General features: G+C 50.0%; 17 protein-coding genes. 2 read left to right on the forward strand and 15 right to left on the reverse strand.

The genetic code is table 11. From position 1 onward, the window contains the following. Positions 1 to 603: a 16S rRNA (guanine(966)-N(2))-methyltransferase RsmD gene (rsmD, locus tag AC0LWF_RS09500; RefSeq protein WP_474651309.1), complete on the reverse strand. Its 603-nt coding sequence runs from the start codon at positions 601 to 603 to the stop codon at positions 1 to 3. 176 nt (positions 604 to 779) lie between these two features. Between rsmD and rocF the strand changes: the two genes are divergently transcribed. Continuing rightward, positions 780 to 1,688 (forward strand): arginase, encoded by a 909-nt coding sequence (rocF, locus tag AC0LWF_RS09505; protein ID WP_474651310.1) that lies wholly within the window; start codon positions 780 to 782, stop codon positions 1,686 to 1,688. Positions 1,689 to 1,753: 65 nt separating this feature from the next. On the opposite strand, the gene AC0LWF_RS09510 is transcribed toward rocF, so the two are convergent. The 12 genes from AC0LWF_RS09510 to allB form a co-directional block, all read right to left on the reverse strand. Continuing rightward, positions 1,754 to 2,719: an ABC transporter ATP-binding protein gene (locus AC0LWF_RS09510; protein ID WP_474651311.1), complete on the reverse strand. Its 966-nt coding sequence runs from the start codon at positions 2,717 to 2,719 to the stop codon at positions 1,754 to 1,756. Further along, positions 2,716 to 3,714: an ABC transporter ATP-binding protein gene (locus AC0LWF_RS09515; RefSeq protein WP_474651312.1), complete on the reverse strand. Its 999-nt coding sequence runs from the start codon at positions 3,712 to 3,714 to the stop codon at positions 2,716 to 2,718. Before AC0LWF_RS09515 ends, AC0LWF_RS09510 begins: the two co-directional genes overlap by 4 nt. A gap of 20 nt (positions 3,715 to 3,734) precedes the next feature. Further along, entirely contained in the window at positions 3,735 to 4,682 is a 948-nt protein-coding gene (locus AC0LWF_RS09520) for an ABC transporter permease (RefSeq protein WP_474651313.1), read from the reverse strand. Next, a complete protein-coding gene (locus AC0LWF_RS09525; RefSeq protein WP_474651314.1) occupies positions 4,679 to 5,614 on the reverse strand; it encodes an ABC transporter permease in 936 nt (311 codons plus the stop codon). The genes AC0LWF_RS09520 and AC0LWF_RS09525 overlap by 4 nt, the downstream gene beginning before the upstream one ends. A gap of 82 nt (positions 5,615 to 5,696) precedes the next feature. Continuing rightward, positions 5,697 to 7,334, reverse strand: coding sequence for a peptide ABC transporter substrate-binding protein (locus AC0LWF_RS09530; protein WP_474651315.1), 1,638 nt, complete (start codon positions 7,332 to 7,334; stop codon positions 5,697 to 5,699). A gap of 262 nt (positions 7,335 to 7,596) precedes the next feature. After that, on the reverse strand, positions 7,597 to 8,718 hold the full coding sequence (locus AC0LWF_RS09535) for a peptidylprolyl isomerase (RefSeq protein ID WP_474651316.1): 1,122 nt from the start codon (positions 8,716 to 8,718) through the stop codon (positions 7,597 to 7,599). A 128-nt stretch (positions 8,719 to 8,846) separates the two neighbouring features. Then, positions 8,847 to 9,536, reverse strand: a complete 690-nt coding sequence (locus tag AC0LWF_RS09540) for an LrgB family protein (protein WP_474651317.1) — start codon at positions 9,534 to 9,536, stop codon at positions 8,847 to 8,849. Further along, entirely contained in the window at positions 9,514 to 9,888 is a 375-nt protein-coding gene (locus tag AC0LWF_RS09545) for a CidA/LrgA family protein (RefSeq protein ID WP_474651318.1), read from the reverse strand. The genes AC0LWF_RS09540 and AC0LWF_RS09545 overlap by 23 nt, the downstream gene beginning before the upstream one ends. Positions 9,889 to 9,892: 4 nt before the next feature. Beyond that, positions 9,893 to 10,849, reverse strand: a complete 957-nt coding sequence (locus AC0LWF_RS09550) for a D-2-hydroxyacid dehydrogenase (protein ID WP_474651319.1) — start codon at positions 10,847 to 10,849, stop codon at positions 9,893 to 9,895. A gap of 17 nt (positions 10,850 to 10,866) precedes the next feature. Next, positions 10,867 to 12,162 (reverse strand): M20/M25/M40 family metallo-hydrolase, encoded by a 1,296-nt coding sequence (locus AC0LWF_RS09555; protein WP_474651320.1) that lies wholly within the window; start codon positions 12,160 to 12,162, stop codon positions 10,867 to 10,869. Positions 12,163 to 12,171: 9 nt separating this feature from the next. Then, the gene (locus tag AC0LWF_RS09560) at positions 12,172 to 13,455 is read right to left on the reverse strand and encodes a Zn-dependent hydrolase (RefSeq protein ID WP_474651321.1); all 1,284 of its coding nucleotides are present in this window, start codon (positions 13,453 to 13,455) and stop codon (positions 12,172 to 12,174) included. Next, positions 13,452 to 14,855, reverse strand: coding sequence for an allantoinase AllB (allB, locus tag AC0LWF_RS09565; protein ID WP_474651322.1), 1,404 nt, complete (start codon positions 14,853 to 14,855; stop codon positions 13,452 to 13,454). Before allB ends, AC0LWF_RS09560 begins: the two co-directional genes overlap by 4 nt. An 877-nt stretch (positions 14,856 to 15,732) precedes the next feature. Here allB and AC0LWF_RS09570 point away from each other — a divergent pair. Further along, positions 15,733 to 16,266, forward strand: coding sequence for a Ger(x)C family spore germination C-terminal domain-containing protein (locus tag AC0LWF_RS09570; RefSeq protein WP_474651323.1), 534 nt, complete (start codon positions 15,733 to 15,735; stop codon positions 16,264 to 16,266). A 195-nt stretch (positions 16,267 to 16,461) separates the two neighbouring features. Here AC0LWF_RS09570 and AC0LWF_RS09575 read toward each other — a convergent pair whose 3' ends face one another. Further along, on the reverse strand, positions 16,462 to 16,842 hold the full coding sequence (locus AC0LWF_RS09575; protein ID WP_474651324.1) for a hypothetical protein: 381 nt from the start codon (positions 16,840 to 16,842) through the stop codon (positions 16,462 to 16,464). A 113-nt stretch (positions 16,843 to 16,955) separates the two neighbouring features. Next, positions 16,956 to 17,357 carry a (R)-mandelonitrile lyase gene (locus tag AC0LWF_RS09580; RefSeq protein WP_474651325.1) on the reverse strand — a complete coding sequence of 134 codons (402 nt, stop codon included), beginning with the start codon at positions 17,355 to 17,357 and terminating at the stop codon, positions 16,956 to 16,958. Positions 17,358 to 17,381: the final 24 nt, after the last annotated feature.

A 17,381-nucleotide genomic window follows, 5' to 3' on the forward strand; every position in this document is an offset into this window, starting at 1 on the left:
CTATTGGCCATCTTTTGTTTCTTCATTAACTTCGCCTTGCTGTTCTCCATCTTGTTCATAGCGATAGACGGTAACCGCGGTATCGCCATATTGCGATCGCTTCAGCTGAACGATGTCTTCGATTGACTCTGGATAGATAACCTCGGCATCATGCTCGACGACAATTTTCGCGCCAGGCGCAAGCAAGCCCCGTTCAGCGAGCTCTGCCATCAGCGTGTCCATCTCCTTGATCCGATACGGCGGGTCCAGAAAAACAAGCTCAAACTGCAGTCCCCGCTTCTCCAGCGCTTTCACCGCACGAAGCGCTTCTGTACGGTAAATCTCCGCATTTTCCGCTACGCGGGCAGCTTGTACATTATGCTTGATGACTTCAATACTGCCGCCGTCCAGATCAACGAACACCCCGCGCTCCATCCCCCTGCTCAAGGACTCAATGCCTAGTCCTCCTGTACCTGCGAACAGGTCGAGCACCATGCCACCATCGAAAAATGGGCCAATCATACTAAATATCGCTTCTTTTACTTTATCGGTTGTCGGCCTCGTGTTTTTTCCCGGCACCGCTTTTAAAGACCGGCCTTTCGCCGATCCTGCAATTACTCTCAAAGCTGTCCAAAGCCCCTTTCATTCCGCTTGCCAATTTCTAAATAATATCGTAACACAATTTCCCGTCCGTGTTAAAGGATTCACACGCTTGTTTGTCATGACCTCCCCTCTTGGCGCCTATATATAAGCAAACAGATCGCAAGCCTGCCGCGTATGGCAAAAGGAGGGAATTCCACATGAGCAAACATCGGCAGCCGGTCACCGTCCTTCCAATACCGTTCCATCACGGAGCAAGCCGTCCCGGTGCTGACGGCGGGCCGCAAGCCGTCCTGCAAGCCGGGCTAATGGAGAAGCTCAAGCAGCTGAAAAGATCCGTTACCCTGCTGCCTCCTCTCGAATGGCAGAAGCTAACGAAGGATCGCCGTTCCATGGAAAGAATGCGCAACTGGGGCCGCGTACAGACGATGAGCGAGGACGTTGCCGAATTGGTCCTCGCAATCGCCAAGAGCGGCGCCTTCCCACTGACGATCGGCGGCGATCACAGCATCTCAATCGGCACAATTGCCGGCTTAACTCAGCACATCCAGCAGCTCGGAGTCATCTGGATTGATGCGCATGCCGATATGAATACACCTAAGACGACACCTTCCGGCAATCTGCACGGCATGGCGCTCGCAGCCAGTCTCGGTCTTGGCGACGCGCGTTTCACGAATATGTATGGCCTGAACCCGAAGCTGCAATCTAAGCGCGTCGTCCTCGTCGGCAGCCGCGAGCTCGATGAAGGCGAGAAGCGGAATATATACGCCAGCGGCATCAGCTGCTTCACGATGCATGACATTGACCGTATCGGCATGGCCCGCGTCATGGAGCGCGCAATCGCGATTGCCTCGTATGGCTCCGAGGGCATCCATGTCAGCTTCGACATCGACTGCGTCGACCCCGGTGAGGCGCCTGGAACCGGAACTCCCGTCCGGGGCGGATTGAACTACCGTGAGGCGCATCTCGCGATGGAGATGCTGTACGACTGCGGACGAGTAACGTCCGCCGATATTGTTGAGGTGAATCCATCGCTTGATCCAAGCGGGAGAACGGCAAGGCTTGCTGTCGAGCTCATCGGCTCTCTCCTCGGTGAACGAATCCTCTAACCTTAGCACACAAAGAAGGACGTTTCGCGGGTACTTAGCGAAACGTCCTCTTCTATTCGTACGAATTATGCATAATGGCAAGCAGCCCAGTGGTTCGGCTCCACTTCGCGGAAGATCGGCACTTCGTTCGCGCATTTCTCTGTCGCAAACGGACAGCGAGTACGGAATTGGCAGCCGCTCGGCGGGCTAATCGGGCTCGGCAAATCGCCAGATAGAACGATACGTTCTTTCGTTTCTTCTACATCAGGGTCCGGAACGGGGATCGCGGACATAAGCGCCTTCGTGTATGGGTGCTTCGGATTCGCATAAAGCTCTTCACTTTCTGCAAGCTCCACCATTTTACCCAAGTACATAACGGCAACACGGTCACTGATATGTTTAACCATCGCAAGGTCATGTGCAATGAACAGGTACGTTAGACCCATATCACGCTGCAAATCTTGCAGCAAGTTAACCACTTGTGCCTGAATGGATACGTCTAGCGCCGAGATCGGCTCATCGCAGACGATAAACTTGGGATTAACCGCAAGCGCGCGGGCAATCCCGATCCGCTGACGCTGGCCGCCGGAGAACTCATGCGGGTAACGCGTAGCATGTTCCGAACGAAGACCAACGCGGTCAAGCAAACGTTCTACTTGCAGCTTGCGATCCTTCGACCCATTAGCAAGGCCGTGAATATCGATAGGCTCCGCGATCAGGTCTTCTACCTTCCAGCGCGGGTTCAGCGAAGCATATGGATCTTGGAAGATCATTTGCATTTCGCGGCGCAGCGCCTTCAGAGAAGCGCCTTTCGCTTTGACGATGTTCTGGCCTTTGAAATTAACAGCACCGGAAGTTGGCTCATACAAACGAAGAATCGTTCTGCCCGCAGTCGATTTACCGCAGCCGGATTCACCAACCATACCGAGCGTCTCACCTTCGCGAATGCCGAAGGAAAGATCATTAACCGCCTTCAGCAGCTTACCTTTGCCAACGTCAAAATATTTCTTCAACTGATCAACTTCAATCAGCATGTTATTGTTTGTTTTCATGCGCTCTCTCCCCCTTTAAGGGCCGAGTCATGAAGCCAACATTTCGCAGTTTGCGTTTCGCTCAGCACGTAAGCCTGCGGATCGTTGTCGACACAAATACGCATCGCTTCATCACAACGTGCGCAGAATGCACAGCCTTTAGGCGGCGATGACATATCTGGCGGTGTACCGATGATCGGAACGAGCGGCTCGTCCTTCTTCTGATCCAGGCGCGGAAGCGAACGCAGCAAGCCTCTTGTGTACGGATGCTGCGGGTTTTTGAAGATTTCTTGCTTCGTGCCTGTCTCCACAACTTTACCTGCATACATAACGACAACTCGGTCACACATATCCGCTACGATACCAAGGTCATGCGTGATCAGGATGATCGACGTTCCAGTCTTCTGTTGAAGTTCTTTCATCAGCGTCATGATTTGGGCTTGGATCGTAACGTCAAGCGCCGTTGTCGGCTCGTCCGCAATGAGAAGAGACGGATTACATGCAAGAGAGATTGCAATCATTACACGCTGGCGCATACCGCCAGAGAATTGGTGCGGATATTGTTTCACACGCTCAGCAGCGTTAGGAATACCGACTAACGTCAACAGCTCAACAGCACGGTTCGTTGCATCAGTAGCGTTCATTTTCTGATGCTTATGAAGCACTTCAGAAATTTGACGACCAACTGTAAGGGTAGGATTAAGAGAAGTCATGGGGTCCTGGAAGATCATGCCGATCTCCTTACCGCGGATGGACTCCATTTCTTTCTCTGTTTTGGCTAGCAAATCTTCGCCTTTAAACGTAATGGAGCCTTGTTTGAACTCGCCCGGAGGCGTTGGAATCAAACGTAGAATAGATTGAGCTGTTACGCTCTTGCCGCTGCCGGACTCGCCGACAATCGCAACAGACTCGCCGCGGTTAACATCCAAGCTAACTCCGCGAACGGCCTGAACCTCTCCACCGCGCACATGAAACGAGATATGCAAATCAGAAATACTAAGAATCGGATTGCTCATAAGCTCACTCCCAGCGCAGGTTATTTTTTCATCTTCGGATCGAATGCGTCTTGCAGACCATCACCGAAAATATTAAATGCAATCATTGTGATGCAAAGCAGCGATGCCGGGATCGCCATTACCCATGGATACAACTGCCAGGAAGACATCGCTTCACTGATCAAGGAACCTAGGGAAGCATCCGGCGATTGAACACCTAGACCCAAGAAGCTCAGGAAGGCTTCGGTAAATATAGCAGACGGTACCGAAAGCGTTACGGTAACGATAATCGGTCCGAGAGTATTCGGAATTAAGTGGCGGAACAGAATACGCGAGCTGCTTGCGCCCATGGATTGCGCTGCAAGCACGTACTCTTGGTTCTTGAGCTGCATAATTTGACCACGAACGATCCAGGACATCGTAATCCAGCCTGTAATCGACAATGCCATAATGATCGTAAACAAACCAGATCCCATAACAACGCCAAGCAAGATAACAACGAGCATATACGGAATCGCATAGAGCACTTCTGCGAACTTGTTCATTGCATTACCAAGACGTTTGCCAGCGAAGCCCATAATACCGCCATACGCTACCCCAATTAAAAGGTCGATAAGTGCAGCAGTAAAACCAACGATTAGAGAGATTTGAACACCTCTCCATGAACGCGTGAACAAATCACGGCCCAGGTTGTCCGTACCGAACCAATGCTTCGCCGACGGCTTCGCAAATTGATTGTCCAGATCGTTCGTATACGTATTATACGGAGAAAGCATTGGGCAAACAATCGCCAAAATTATGATAAGAATCAGGACATACATGCCTGCCATCGCATACTTGTTCTTGCGAAGGCGTGCCCAGCTTTCTTGGAAAGTCGAGCGGCTTTCTGCCGTAATGATCTCAGCTTCTTTATGACGCTGCGGAAGCTTCTCGAAGAGGGATCCCGCATCCACGTCGTTCTGCTGAATTTCCTTCAATTGTGTGCTCATTTCTTAACGACACCTCCGCTGATTTTGATACGCGGATCAATGATAATGTAAAGAATATCCGTCACGAAACGTGCCGCCATAAGGATTACGGCATAGAAGATCGTGATCCCCATAATGAGGGTATAATCTCGGTTTGAGATACTATCTACGAAATAAGCACCGAGGCCAGGCAAACCAAAGATTTGTTCCACGACGACCGAACCAGTAATAACGTTCGCCGTCATCGGACCTAGATAAGTGACAACAGGCAGAATACCATTACGCAAGCCGTGCTGCCAAAGTACAGCATGAGGCGTGAGCCCTTTTGCTTTTGCAGTACGAATATAGTCCGAGGTCAGTACCTCGAGCATGGTTGAGCGAGTCAGCCTCGCGATGAATGCAATCGGAAGAGTTGACAGTGCAAATACAGGAAGCACGTAATCGAGCGGCCCTTCCAGCCCTGCAACCGTAAAGATCGGGAATTTAACGCCAAGGAAATATTGAATCATCGCACCAACGACGAAGCTTGGAATCGAGATCCCTAGTACCGCAATAAACATAAAGAAATTATCGATAAATTTCTTATGCTTCAGCGCAGCCATCATACCGAGGTAAACCCCAATGATGACAGAAACGATGATCGCAATGATACCTATTTTGAAAGATGTTGAAAATGAATCCGTAATGATGCTTGTTACTGTACGATTCGAGCTCTTCATAGATTCGCCAAGGTCAAACTGAAGCAGGTTCTTCATGTAAATCAAATACTGATGCCAAATTGGCTTGTCCAAACCGTAGTGTGCCATAATCTGCGCCTTAATTTCAGGCGGAATTGCTTTTTCTTGTGTGAAAGGGTCCCCTGGGACAGCCTTCATCAAGAAAAAGGTCGCGGTGGCTAGAATTAGCAGCGAAACGATTATGTTGACAAACTTACCACCTATATACCGAGCCATCCCAAGCCCTCCCCAATCATAAGAGAAGGGATATATATGGTTCCCATATATATCCCTGAACCCTTAAATTTTCTTGTTAATCTTATTTTTCAATCGTGATGTGGCTGTAGTCGATGTTACCGGAGTAGTCAACTACATAGTTCTTAACATATGGTTTGATCAATTGTGCAGAAGTGTAGTAGTACAGCGGCATAATTGCTTGGTTGTCACCGATAAGGATCTTCTCAGCTTTAGCCATTGCGTCTACACGTTTTTGTTGATCGTTTGTTGCATAAGCTTCTTTAACGAGTGCATCGTAGTCTGCATTCTTGAAGCCGATATCGTTGTTACCGCCTTTGGATGTGAACATGTCGATGAACGTCATTGGGTCGTTGTAGTCAGCTCCCCAACCAGCGCGTGCAACGTCATAGTTCAAGCTTTGACGGTTTTTCAGGAAGATCTTCCATTCTTGCACTTCAGTCTTAGCAGTGATGCCAAGGTTTTCTTTCCACATGTTCGCGATTGCTTCAGCTACAGTCTTGTGCAAACCTTCGTTGAAAGTAAGCGTGAACTCAGGCATCGAAGTCATGCCTTCTTCTTGAAGACCTTCAGCAAGCAATTTCTTCGCTTCTGCTACGTCTTCTTTGAAGTAGTCGTCTTTCACTTCTGCACGGTATTCGCCGTTCACGCCGTGGATACCGCCGGAAACGAAACCGAATGCCGGTGTTTGACCTGCTTTAGTTACTTTGTCAACGATATCTTGACGGTTGATCGCCATCGAAAGCGCCTTACGTACTTTTACGTTGTTGAAAGGCTTCTTCTCGTTGTTGAAGTTGTAGTAGTATGTGCTTGCAATTGGTTTGATTTGAAGCTCAGCGTTTTTCTCTTGACGGAATTTGTCAAGTTGCTCAGCTGGGATCGAACCTGTTGGCGAGCCAGCCCAGTCAAGTTTGCCTGTTTTGTACATGCTAAGCTCAGTGTTTGGATCTTTAACCATCGAGAACTTAACGCTGCTCAGGTGGATATCTTTCTTATCCCAGTAGTTTTCGTTAGGTACGAGTTCAAGGGAATCGCCGTGTTTCCAAGCAGACATTTTGAAAGGACCGTTGGAGATGTAATCTTTAGCTTCTGCAGCCCAGTTAGCGTTTGTTTGCGCAGACTTGTGGACTGGGTATGAAGTGAAGAACGCTGTGATGTTCAGGAAGTAAGGCGTTGGGTTCTCCAACTCAACTTCAAGCGTTGCATCGTCGATTGCTTTAACGCCAACTTGCGCAGGATCGCTAATGTGATTAGGGTTGTCCGCTTCAACGTTGTAGTTTTGAGCATTTTTAATGTAGTAGAGTTGGTAAGCATACGGTGCTGGTGGATTCAGTTTCGGATCCAAAGTACGCTTCCAAGAATATTCGAAGTCTTGAGCTGTTACCGGGTCACCGTTCGACCATTTCGCATCGCTGCGCAGGTGGAAAGTGAATTTCTTGCCGTCTTCAGAAACGTCCCATTTCTCAGCAACGCCTGGAACGATGTTGCCATCTTTGTCCATACGCGTCAAACCTTCGAAAAGGCCGCTTAGCACAGTAAAGGATACTTGATCCTGTGCTTGTGCTACATCGAGACTAGGCGGTTCGGTTGTCAGGTTCATCCGAAACGTTTGGTCGTCTCCAGATCCGCTCTTGCCACAAGCTGACAATACGCCTGTGAAGACCAGCATGAGTGAAACAAGTACTAGCAGTTTTTTCTTCATTACTTGAGCCCGCCTCCATGTATTTGTTTATATTTTTAAACCCGAAGCCAATAATACAACGAATTTAAGCATTTGTAAAACATAATTTGAACACTTGTAAAGATTTACTATCCCTCGATGTCAACTTATCTCACAAGAAAGTGACTAGAAGCACGACTTACTGGCTCTAGACGTTTTGTAATTACGTACATTGTGCCACAAAAGAAACAACCATCACCAAGCCAATTATTGGCTGGTGATGGTTAATGGGAGTTAAAACGTATTAATTTGCGCTGCCGGATGTTGTCGCCACAGGTGCTGCCACTTCATCTTTTTTTGGCAATGTGTTTGTAATTTGGGCTTTGGATTTCAAATCCGCTAGCCATGTTGGAGAAAGCTCCGATACTTTCTGACGAATCAGCGTATCCTTAATATCCGCCTTCTTCTCGTCGAGAGTCGCTTTTTTGCCTGCTTTATGATCGAATACTTTAATGATATGGTAACCGAATTGCGTCTTCACCGGCGCGCTAGTCTCGCCGGCTTTCAATTCGAACGCCACTTTTGCGAAATCCGGATCCATCTTGTCTGCGCTGAAGTAACCGAGGTCGCCGCCAGCATCTTTGCTGCCTGGATCCGTCGATTTCTCTTTTGCAATCGCTGCGAAATCGCCGCCGTCTTTCAACTGCTTCTCGATCGCATCAGCTTCTTCTTTCGTCGCCACAAGAATGTGGGAAGCCTTCACTTGCTCAGGCTCGTCGAACGTTGCTTTATTCTCGTTGAAGTACTTCTTCACGTCGTCGTCTGTTACTTTAACTTGCGGCTCAACAAGCTTCGAAATACGAAGCTGCATTGGCGTTTGTGCTTTCAAATCCTCAAGAGACATTCCCGCTTGCTGCAGCGCAGCTTCGAAATCCGCATCTGTCGGGAATTGCTTCTTAATCTTAGCAATCTCTGCATCTACTTCTTTATCGCCGATTACAATGCCCTTCTTATCGGCTTCTTGTTTCACGAGTTCATCTTGAATAAGGTTGTCCAACGTTTGCTGTCCGCCAACCTTCGCCATAGCATCATACAGCTGATCCTTCGTAATCGCGGTGCCATTAACGGAACCAACCGCTTCCTTGCCGCCGCTGCTGCCAAATGGCGACTTCACGAGGAATACGAGAAGAACAATTGCAAGACCAATGGAGATGTACATCCATGCTCTGCCGCCGTTTGCCGCTGGCTGTGCTGCCTGTTCTTTCACTTCTTCCTCTTCTTCGTTCTCTTCAGTCTCTACACTCGCTTCATCACGGCTATCTTCAAACTCTTCGCGCGATTCTACCGAAAAGACTCCCTCTTGCTCTTCATTATTGACTGCATCTAGCTGGGCTTCCTTATCAAACTCTTTGTCTTTCTCGCTCAAGATTGAAGTCTCCCTTCCAACATTTGAAATCTGCTATTCCTTTACTGTGCCACTATATCAGATATTTAGGCAACAAACCTTAAGAAAAGCTGAAATATGTAAAAATTGCTCGAAATCTTGCAAGCTTTCTATAGCAACCAAGCATGTACGGGCAGCAATAATACAGGAGTAAATACAGTGCAAGCCGCCATTGAAAATCCGCTAAGCCCACCTTGCTCCTCCGATTCGGACAGCAATCTTGCCGAACCGATGCCATGCGCTGCCGCACCAATCGCAATTGAAGCCGCAATCTTGTCGGTGACCCCGCATAGCCGAAGCAGCGGAGGTCCAAGGACGCTGCCGATTAGCCCCGTCGTCACCGTAAGCGCAGCTGTCAATTCCGGAGAACCGCCTAGCCATCGCGACAAATCAATCGCTACCGCCGCAGTTACGGACTTAGGCAGCGCCGAGTGCAGAAACGATTCCGTGCCTCCAAACAAAATGACCGACAGCGCATTTACGAGCAACCCTAGCAAACTCCCGACGAAAGCACCCAGGAGCAGCGAGGGCAGAAGATGTCGCAGCCGCATCGCATGTTTGTACAGCGGCACCGCCATCGCGACAGTAGCCGGCCCAAGGAAGTAGGTAACCATATCTCCGCCAATCCTGTAGGCACTATATGGAATGTCACCTAATTGCAATACAACATAAACGAGGAGCGGCGCAGCGATTAACGGATGCAACCAGCTCCACCTCCGTTTCAGGAAGAGCGCAGCGCCATATGCCGCGATAGTCAGTGTCGTGCCGAAGATCGGATCAGCGATCAGACTGTTGTTCAACGTCCGACACCCCCTTTCGGCGGTTTGCGATGATAATTTGAGTTGCAAAGCCTGTGGACAGCAGAATGACAAGCGTCCCTGCCGTTAGAGAGACGATTGCGGCAAGCCAGGAATCGCCTATCATCTTGGCGAAGGCGGTAACGCCGGCGAGGAGCGGTATGAAGAAAAGCATCATATGCTTCGTCAGGAAAGTCGCACTCTCTTCTACCCACTCCAGCTTGATGACACGCGTAAACAGAGCTGCCGCAAGCAGCAACAGCCCCAATACATGCGACGGCAAAGGGATACCCGCATAGGTATGCAGCAGCCATCCAAGCCCGTCAAATCCCATAATAATGCCGAATCCCCGCATCGGGCTAGTTCACCTGATTCTGAATATCAGCGCTCAGGAATGCGCGCAAATTGTTCGCCGCAATCGCCATGAGACGGCTGCGCGCCTCCACCGTCGCCCATGCAATATGCGGCGTGATGATACAATTCGCCGCATGCAGCAGCGGATTGTCAGCTGACGGCGGTTCTACGCTGAGGACGTCCAGCCCAGCTCCGGCTATGCGGCCGCTGTTCAGCGCTTGAGCCAAGTCCTCCTCAACGACATGACCACCACGCGCGGTATTGATCAAGAAAGCAGAACGCTTCATAAGGCCGAGTGTATCGTTGTTCACGATACCGTTCATATCCGGTGTTAGCGGACTATGTAGCGAAACAACGTCAGCCTTACGGAAAAGCTCGTCACGCGGAACGAAACGAACGGTTTCCAGTCCCGGAACAAGCTTGACTGTCCGTGTATGTACAATAACTTGCATGCCAAATGCAAGCGCGGCCCGGGCAACTTGCTGGCCAATCTGACCAAAGCCGATAAGGCCAAGCGTCTTGCCGGAGATTTCGTGCAGCGGGCTTAGCGTGAACGAGAAATCCGGACAGTTAGCCCACTGTCCGCGATGAACAGCGTCACTATGCGCGCTCACTTGAGATGCATGCGCAAGCAGCAGCGCAAATACAAGCTGCACGACGGAATGCGTGCTGTAATCCGGCACGTTCGTGACGACGATGCCACGTTGCGCAGCCGCCTGTGTATCCACGATGTTGTAACCGGTTGCGAGCACACCGATATATCGGAGATGCGGCAGCTTGCCGATCGACTCCGCAGACAACGGAGTTTTGTTCGTCAGCACAATTTCGGCATCGGCCGCTCGAGTTACGATATCCTCTTTCGCCGTGCGGTCATACACAACCAGCTCGCCGAGCAATCCGAGCTCTTCCCAATTCAGATCACCCGGATTCAGCGTATAACCGTCCAACACTACGATTTTCACTACTTACCAGCTCCTGTCTATTCATCTTCTTGCCTTTTTCCACCAGGGATTGAGGCGTCATTAAGTAGATCATACAGCATAAAAGACAGGATGCGAACCGCTAATGTCAGATCGCGTATCTGCACATGCTCATCCGCCCGATGACCGTTCGCTTCTTCCAGCGTGCGCGGACCAGCGCCGAACATAACTGCAGGAACGCCAGCCTCCGTGAAATGCCTTGCATCCGCGTAAAGCGGCACACCAACCACCGGCATCTCCTCGCCGCCCATGACAGCCGACCAGTTCGGGCGAAGCGCGCGAAGCAGCCGCTCTGTCCCTTCCACTTCACTGAAAGGACGCGCAAGCAGAACACGGCGCACATCTAATTCAATTTGCGGAAAACGGGCAGCCGTCCTTGCAATCAACTCATGCAATTCTTGCTCCGCAAGCTCCGGATTCTCCTCCGGAATTATGCGTCTGTCCAGCCTAATCGTACATCGGTCAGGCACGACATTCGTATTGATGCCCCCTTGAATCAATCCTACAACAAGTGTCGGAGACTCGATGCCAATGACATCCGAATGCCGCCGTCCCAGTTCAGCACGATAGTCATAGAGCGCCGCCAACACTTGCGTCATCGCCTCGAGCGCATCAGCACCGGTATGTGGAATCGCCGCATGGGCCGACCGCCCTTGGAGCGATACTTCTAGATGCAGACAGCCATTATGCGATGTGACGGCTGCATGCGTGAAGCCAGCTACGATTGCGTAGTCAGGCTTAATCGCCCCTTGCCCGAGAAGCCGCTTCGGCCCAAGCTCACCTCCTGTTTCCTCGTCAAAAGTAAACGCGAGCGCGAGCGTACCCCCAGGAAGCTGCTGTCGCTCCGCTTCCCACACACCGCTATCTCTAAGCGCCATAACGGCATATGTGTACACAGCAATATCGGATTTGGACACAGCCGCGCCACGACCGAATAACTTGCCAGCTTCAATCATCCCGCCATATGGATCGCAGTGCCAACCATCGCCAGGCGGCACTACGTCGCCATGCGCGTTAAGCACAATCGCAGCCCCCCGTCCTTCGCCAAGCCTCGTGTCAGCGACAATATTGCTAACCGCGATCATCCCAGCTGCTCGCACCTCCTCCTGCGGAACCGTGTCCACCATCGGCGTGAAACCTAGAGCCGACAACTCATCGAAGACCAGCTCCGCTATCGCCAGACAATCTCCCTTCGGGTTATCAGAGGGCATACGCACGAGCCGCTGGAGGAGCGCTATCATCTCATGTTCATGTTCTTGAATCCATGCCTCTAGCTTGATATGGGCTGTTTTCATATGGACCCATTACCCCCATTCGTCTTCATATCCGTCTGTATATGCAAGCTCATATAGAAGGTCAATTAGACCGTTTATTCCCGTCCCAAGAGCAGCCGGAGGCGTATATTCAAGCGGCGAGTGGCTAATGCCGCCTCGGCTCGGAACGAATAGCATCGCAGTTTTGCAATGCGCAGCAAACAACTGAGCATCATGCCCCGCTCCGCTCGGCATCAACTTCCAGCTGGAACCGCCGCGCGTGCCGCTCTGCTCAAGCAGCAGCCGAAGCCCAGCGTTCATTCCTGCGGATGGTTCGCTCATCCATAGTTCAATGCGGACATCAACGCCGAAGCGCCCCGCCAAACTTTCGATTATCGCAGTCGCTTGGTCATATTGAACTTGAAGCTGCTCATCTGATGGATGGCGCATATCAATCGCAAACACAGCTTTGCCCGGAATGACATTTGACAAATTCGGTTCAACTTGCAATGAACCGACCGTGAATGTCAGCGGAGCTCCCGCATCAGAAGCTAACTCATTCAGCGCGGCTATCATCGCGACAGAGGCATGTAGCGCATCACGGCGCATATGCATCGGCGTCGTACCGGCATGATTCGATTCACCGAGAACAGTAATCGTCGCCCGCTTCTGGCCGACAATCCGGTCTACAATTCCGAGTGCAACCCCCTCTGCCTCCAATACCCCTCCTTGCTCAATGTGAAGCTCTATGAACGCTTCGACATCACACCTCTGCGCGGGTTCGGGCAATTTACCGGTGCCAGCAATGAGCTTGCCAACCGCATCCCCCATCGCATCAAAGAGCGTAAGACCCTCCGATTCCGATCGAATATGCACCGCATCTTCGACCACGTATTTTCCAGTAATAGATCCTGAACCCCAGCAAGTAAGCGGAAACCGACTCCCTTCCTCCTCGCATAGCGATAAGGCTTCGATCGTGCGACGAGGCTGCCCGTATCGCACCTTAAGCTCGCGCAGTGCGATGATAGCCGCAACAATACCAAAAGCACCGTCATATATGCCGCCACAGACGACCGTATCGACATGCGAACCTGTAACAATAGCTTTCAATTCCGGGCTCGTTCCTCTCAGCCTTCCGTATACATTTCCCACTTCATCCGCACGAACTTCAAGCCCCTCTTGCTTCATCGCCTCCGCAAGCCATAGCTGAGCGCCCACCCACTCCTCTGTATATAGAAGCCTTGTCACCCCTCCACGAGTCGCATCAGCCCCGAACTGAGCGAGCTCACGGAGCCATCCCTCCGCCTCCTGTCCCAGCTTCTCCACGTTCTTCATCGCTCTACCACCCGAGTCCGAGCTGGCCGCGAATCCCCAGCAGCCTTTAGGAACTGACCGATACGGTTCACGAGAACGCCTTGATCAGCAGAGTATACGAGCTGTCCTCTGCAGAAGGTCGCCATTACTTTACAGCCTACCTCCCGTCCAACGAATGGGCTGTGCGGGTGCAAGTAGAGCAGGTCCTGCGTTTCAATTTTATAGCTCTGCTTCAGATCAATGAGCACGAAATCCGCATCCATCCCCACTTCGAGACGACCTTTAAGCGCACCAAGACCGAAACGCTCCGCAGGTTTACCTGCGAGCAGCTCTGCCATTACCGTCAGAGGCATGCCCCGTTTCAGATGTCCCTCGTCAATCATAAGCTCCATCCGATGCTGCGCACCTGATATCCCGCCCCATGCCGCGAAGAAATCATCGCCTTCTTTCATTAAAGTCTCGCAAGGGGAATGGTCCGATGCAATCATATCCACTTCCCCGCGGATGAGAGCCGCCCATAACGCTTCCATGTTCGAGCCGTTACGAAGCGGAGGCGCGCACTTAGCAACTGGCCCAAGCCGAGCCAGATCGTCAGCCGTCAGCATCAGCTGGTGCGTACACACTTCCGTACTCACATCCATTCCACGGTTGCGAGCTTCCGTAATCTTCGAGAGCGCCACCGCACTGCTCACATGGACAAAATGAAGCTTGCATCCCGATTGTTCCGCGAGCGCAAGCGCCCGTTCGACCGCGAGCACCTCCGCCGCAATCGGCCTTGATGCGGTGTAGCTGTATGCATCCGTATATCCAGCAGCTCGCGCAATGGTTGACAGCCGCGAAACGAGCTCATTATCCTCAGCATGCAGTGCAAGAATGCCTCCGAGACGAGCAATCTCCCTCATCCCCTCAAGCAGCACAGCTTCATCCGATTCTCGAAAATCATCCTCAAGCGGCATACCCGGCGAAGACATGAACGCTTTGAATCCGATGACGCCCGATTCCGTAAGCTCAGCAAGCCGATCCACATAGCCCGGCATCAACCCGCCCCATAGCGCGTAATCAACAGCCGATTTCCCTAACGCTGCGTCAAGCTTCTGTTCGAAAGCTGAAGCAGTAACCGTTGGCGGACGGGCATTAAGCGGCATATCGAAGTATGTTGTCGTGCCGCCAGCCGCCAGCGCCGCCGAGCCAGTCTCGAAGCCTTCCCAATGTCCCATGCCAGGCTCATTGAAGTGAACATGCACATCCACTCCGCCAGGCATGACGGTCAGACCCGCTGCATCAATAACCGGACAACTGTCGCTCGGCAGCTTCGCCTCAATGGCAGCCATCCGCCCTTTCAACACGCCGATATCGCGTTTCACCACGCCCTCCGGGGTAACAGCGACCGCGTTTTGCAAAATGAAGTCGTAAGCCGTCATGCCAACCGCCTCCATTTCGATAATGTTAGTTTTAATAACATCATATAAGCGAATCGTCGGTTTGTCATCGGATTTTTGCTTCATTTTCAAATAATTCAGTATATATATGACGCCAATGAGGAAACTTTAATTCTAAATACCTTACATATGTAAGTCTGAACTACAACATTAAAGGAATAAATTCATACTGACGTATAATTCCCCCTGATGTGGGCATTCTTAAGATATCGGCGTCGCGAGATGCCGTAGACAACCGCGGAGAAGACTTACGTTTCCCCATAAGCTCTTCGTCCGGTTTCTCCTCTCCCATGAAAGGGGCCCCCGCAAGGGGGCCCCGGATTTTTTTTGTTCAGCCCTTTAATATCAAGGATTTCAGTCAGACTTGAATGTTCCCACTGGTTCATTGGTTGCCCAATGGTTGCCCAAATCCAAATACTAATCCCCGATCAATTCAGACCGGGGATTTTTTTCTTTCTTTAATAAAAACGTGAGCAACTCATTACGAGTGCGTTTCAACCGAGTTTACGTAGGTTCCGTATTGTTCTACAAGCTGTATCTTAGCCTATTAAGACCGTTAAGGTTCGGGAAGAATTTTTATGGCGGTAGATGAACGGGTAGATGAAAACCCTAGGTAAAACGCGGAATATGAATAAAAGCCACCAGATAGTGGTAATAATGATTTTGATTCTACGGAGGTAATAACGATGACCCAATTACCGAAAACAAGATCTCCTATAACAAAAGAGACCATAAGAAAAGCAAATATTTTAACGATCTCCTTCGTCCAACTGAGGCGACAGCATTTAGCCCATTTACAACGATTCGCGACTTTATTTTTGAATTAACGAACAGAGTAAAAGATCCTCTTGCGCCGTTTTTGGAAGTACACCATAAAGATGCAGAAATTTCAAAAGTCGCCGTATTTCGGGATGATAAATTAGTTCTGCTACTAAGCCCGGATCAAGCACGAATAGCACAAATGCTGATTCGTAACCAACACCTGCCTAATATCACCATGCCATTGGAGAAAAAATCAAAAAGCAATGTAATGATGGATTTCGCAAAAAGCAAAATCAAAACACAAATTAGCGGTGAATCAGATAGACCCACCGTTTCATTTAATCTTAAAGTTGAAGGCGCGATCCAAGATTACCAAGGTGACATGGATCTTGAGCAAAGTAGAGATTTGAACATAATCTCAAATGAATGTGAAGCCTATCTCAGCCAAAGTATTCTAAACATCATGAGTACTTTCAGTAAATACGGTGTGGACCCAATCGGCGTGGGCAAGCACGTCAGAGCAACCCAAAGGGGTGTATGGTCAAAAGAGAAATGGATTAAAACGATCGGTATAGCAACGTATAAAGCCCATGTTAAAGTGATTATTCGTAACTCTGGAACAATAAGTTAAAAGACCTTTCTTTTTAGCTGTTTAATAATAGATATCCAGTAAAAGCTCTAAAAATTTCAAATATCCTTTCCTACCCATCCTTACTTCTAACAAACACCTTCGAACAGACTCATACAGTCTGTTTTTTTTTCGCATTTGGGGACGATTAATAAGGCTCCCTTTGAGAACGGCAGCCTTATTAAAGAAGCGCGTTAATTAAATAATTGGAGGACTCAGTGAAGAAATAAGGATAAGCTCATTCTGAGTAAAGAGCTGCTCCTCGACTAGGTTTCCGAATTCGTTAATACCAGTAACGGCCATTAATACATCAGGCGGGCTAACATCCATTGTATTAAGCTGAACCTCGTAGGTTACATTTCCGGCAATAAAGAACTCCCTAACATCATACGAGTTTGGCGGTACTACATACGAGAGTTGGTATGCAGTGTAGAACGTACTGGAATCAACAGAAGCAAAGATCTCTGCGATTATCGTTACTGGAGTTGTTAGATCTAGATTTCTTGCACTAACAACAATATTAGTTGAAGCTGTTCCGAAATCTCTAGTATTCGTTACAGGACCAGTAGAATAAGGCATGGCGTCTCACCTCGCTTTCTTAGTGGACATGCTCTATTCTATGAAAATAATAAGGTAATGATTGGGCGGTTTAACAAATCCTTTTACCACAGGACAAAATTATGGTGGAGATTTCAGTCCTCAGACATGTACTGCTCATCACTGACCTTCTCCAACCATTCAACCGCTTTTCCATCAAGACGTTCTTGAATGGCAATGTGGGTCATCGCCGTCGTCGGTGATGCTCCGTGCCAATGCTTCTCGCCTGGCGGGAACCAAACGACGTCGCCGGGACTGATTTCCTCGATAGAACCACCCTCTCGCTGAACCCGCCCCTTTCCTGCTGTTACAATAAGCGTTTGTCCCAGCGGGTGCATATGCCAAGCAGTCCGTGCCCCCGGCTCGAACGTAACGTATGCTGCAGCTACTCGCGCTGGATCAGCCGTTTCAATCAGCGGATCGATGCGAACCGTGCCGGTAAAATAATCCGTTGATCCTTTACCTGAAGGCTGCGAGCCAATTCTTCTAATTTCCATGTTCTATATCCCTCCGTTAGAGTT

Source organism: Paenibacillus sp. sgz302114 (assembly GCF_056120345.1).

What these genes read in the sequence shown, in the direction of transcription:
- rocF (WP_474651310.1), top strand. Translation starts at nt 780, where the DNA reads ATGAGCAAACATCGGCAGCCGGTCACCGTCCTTCCAATACCGTTCCAT.
- AC0LWF_RS09510 (WP_474651311.1), bottom strand. Translation starts at nt 2,719, where the DNA reads ATGAAAACAAACAATAACATGCTGATTGAAGTTGATCAGTTGAAGAAA.
- AC0LWF_RS09515 (WP_474651312.1), bottom strand. Translation starts at nt 3,714, where the DNA reads ATGAGCAATCCGATTCTTAGTATTTCTGATTTGCATATCTCGTTTCAT.
- AC0LWF_RS09520 (WP_474651313.1), bottom strand. Translation starts at nt 4,682, where the DNA reads ATGAGCACACAATTGAAGGAAATTCAGCAGAACGACGTGGATGCGGGA.
- AC0LWF_RS09525 (WP_474651314.1), bottom strand. Translation starts at nt 5,614, where the DNA reads ATGGCTCGGTATATAGGTGGTAAGTTTGTCAACATAATCGTTTCGCTG.
- AC0LWF_RS09530 (WP_474651315.1), bottom strand. Translation starts at nt 7,334, where the DNA reads ATGAAGAAAAAACTGCTAGTACTTGTTTCACTCATGCTGGTCTTCACA.
- AC0LWF_RS09545 (WP_474651318.1), bottom strand. Translation starts at nt 9,888, where the DNA reads ATGCGGGGATTCGGCATTATTATGGGATTTGACGGGCTTGGATGGCTG.
- AC0LWF_RS09555 (WP_474651320.1), bottom strand. Translation starts at nt 12,162, where the DNA reads ATGAAAACAGCCCATATCAAGCTAGAGGCATGGATTCAAGAACATGAA.
- AC0LWF_RS09560 (WP_474651321.1), bottom strand. Translation starts at nt 13,455, where the DNA reads ATGAAGAACGTGGAGAAGCTGGGACAGGAGGCGGAGGGATGGCTCCGT.
- allB (WP_474651322.1), bottom strand. Translation starts at nt 14,855, where the DNA reads ATGACGGCTTACGACTTCATTTTGCAAAACGCGGTCGCTGTTACCCCG.
- AC0LWF_RS09575 (WP_474651324.1), bottom strand. Translation starts at nt 16,842, where the DNA reads ATGCCTTATTCTACTGGTCCTGTAACGAATACTAGAGATTTCGGAACA.
- AC0LWF_RS09580 (WP_474651325.1), bottom strand. Translation starts at nt 17,357, where the DNA reads ATGGAAATTAGAAGAATTGGCTCGCAGCCTTCAGGTAAAGGATCAACG.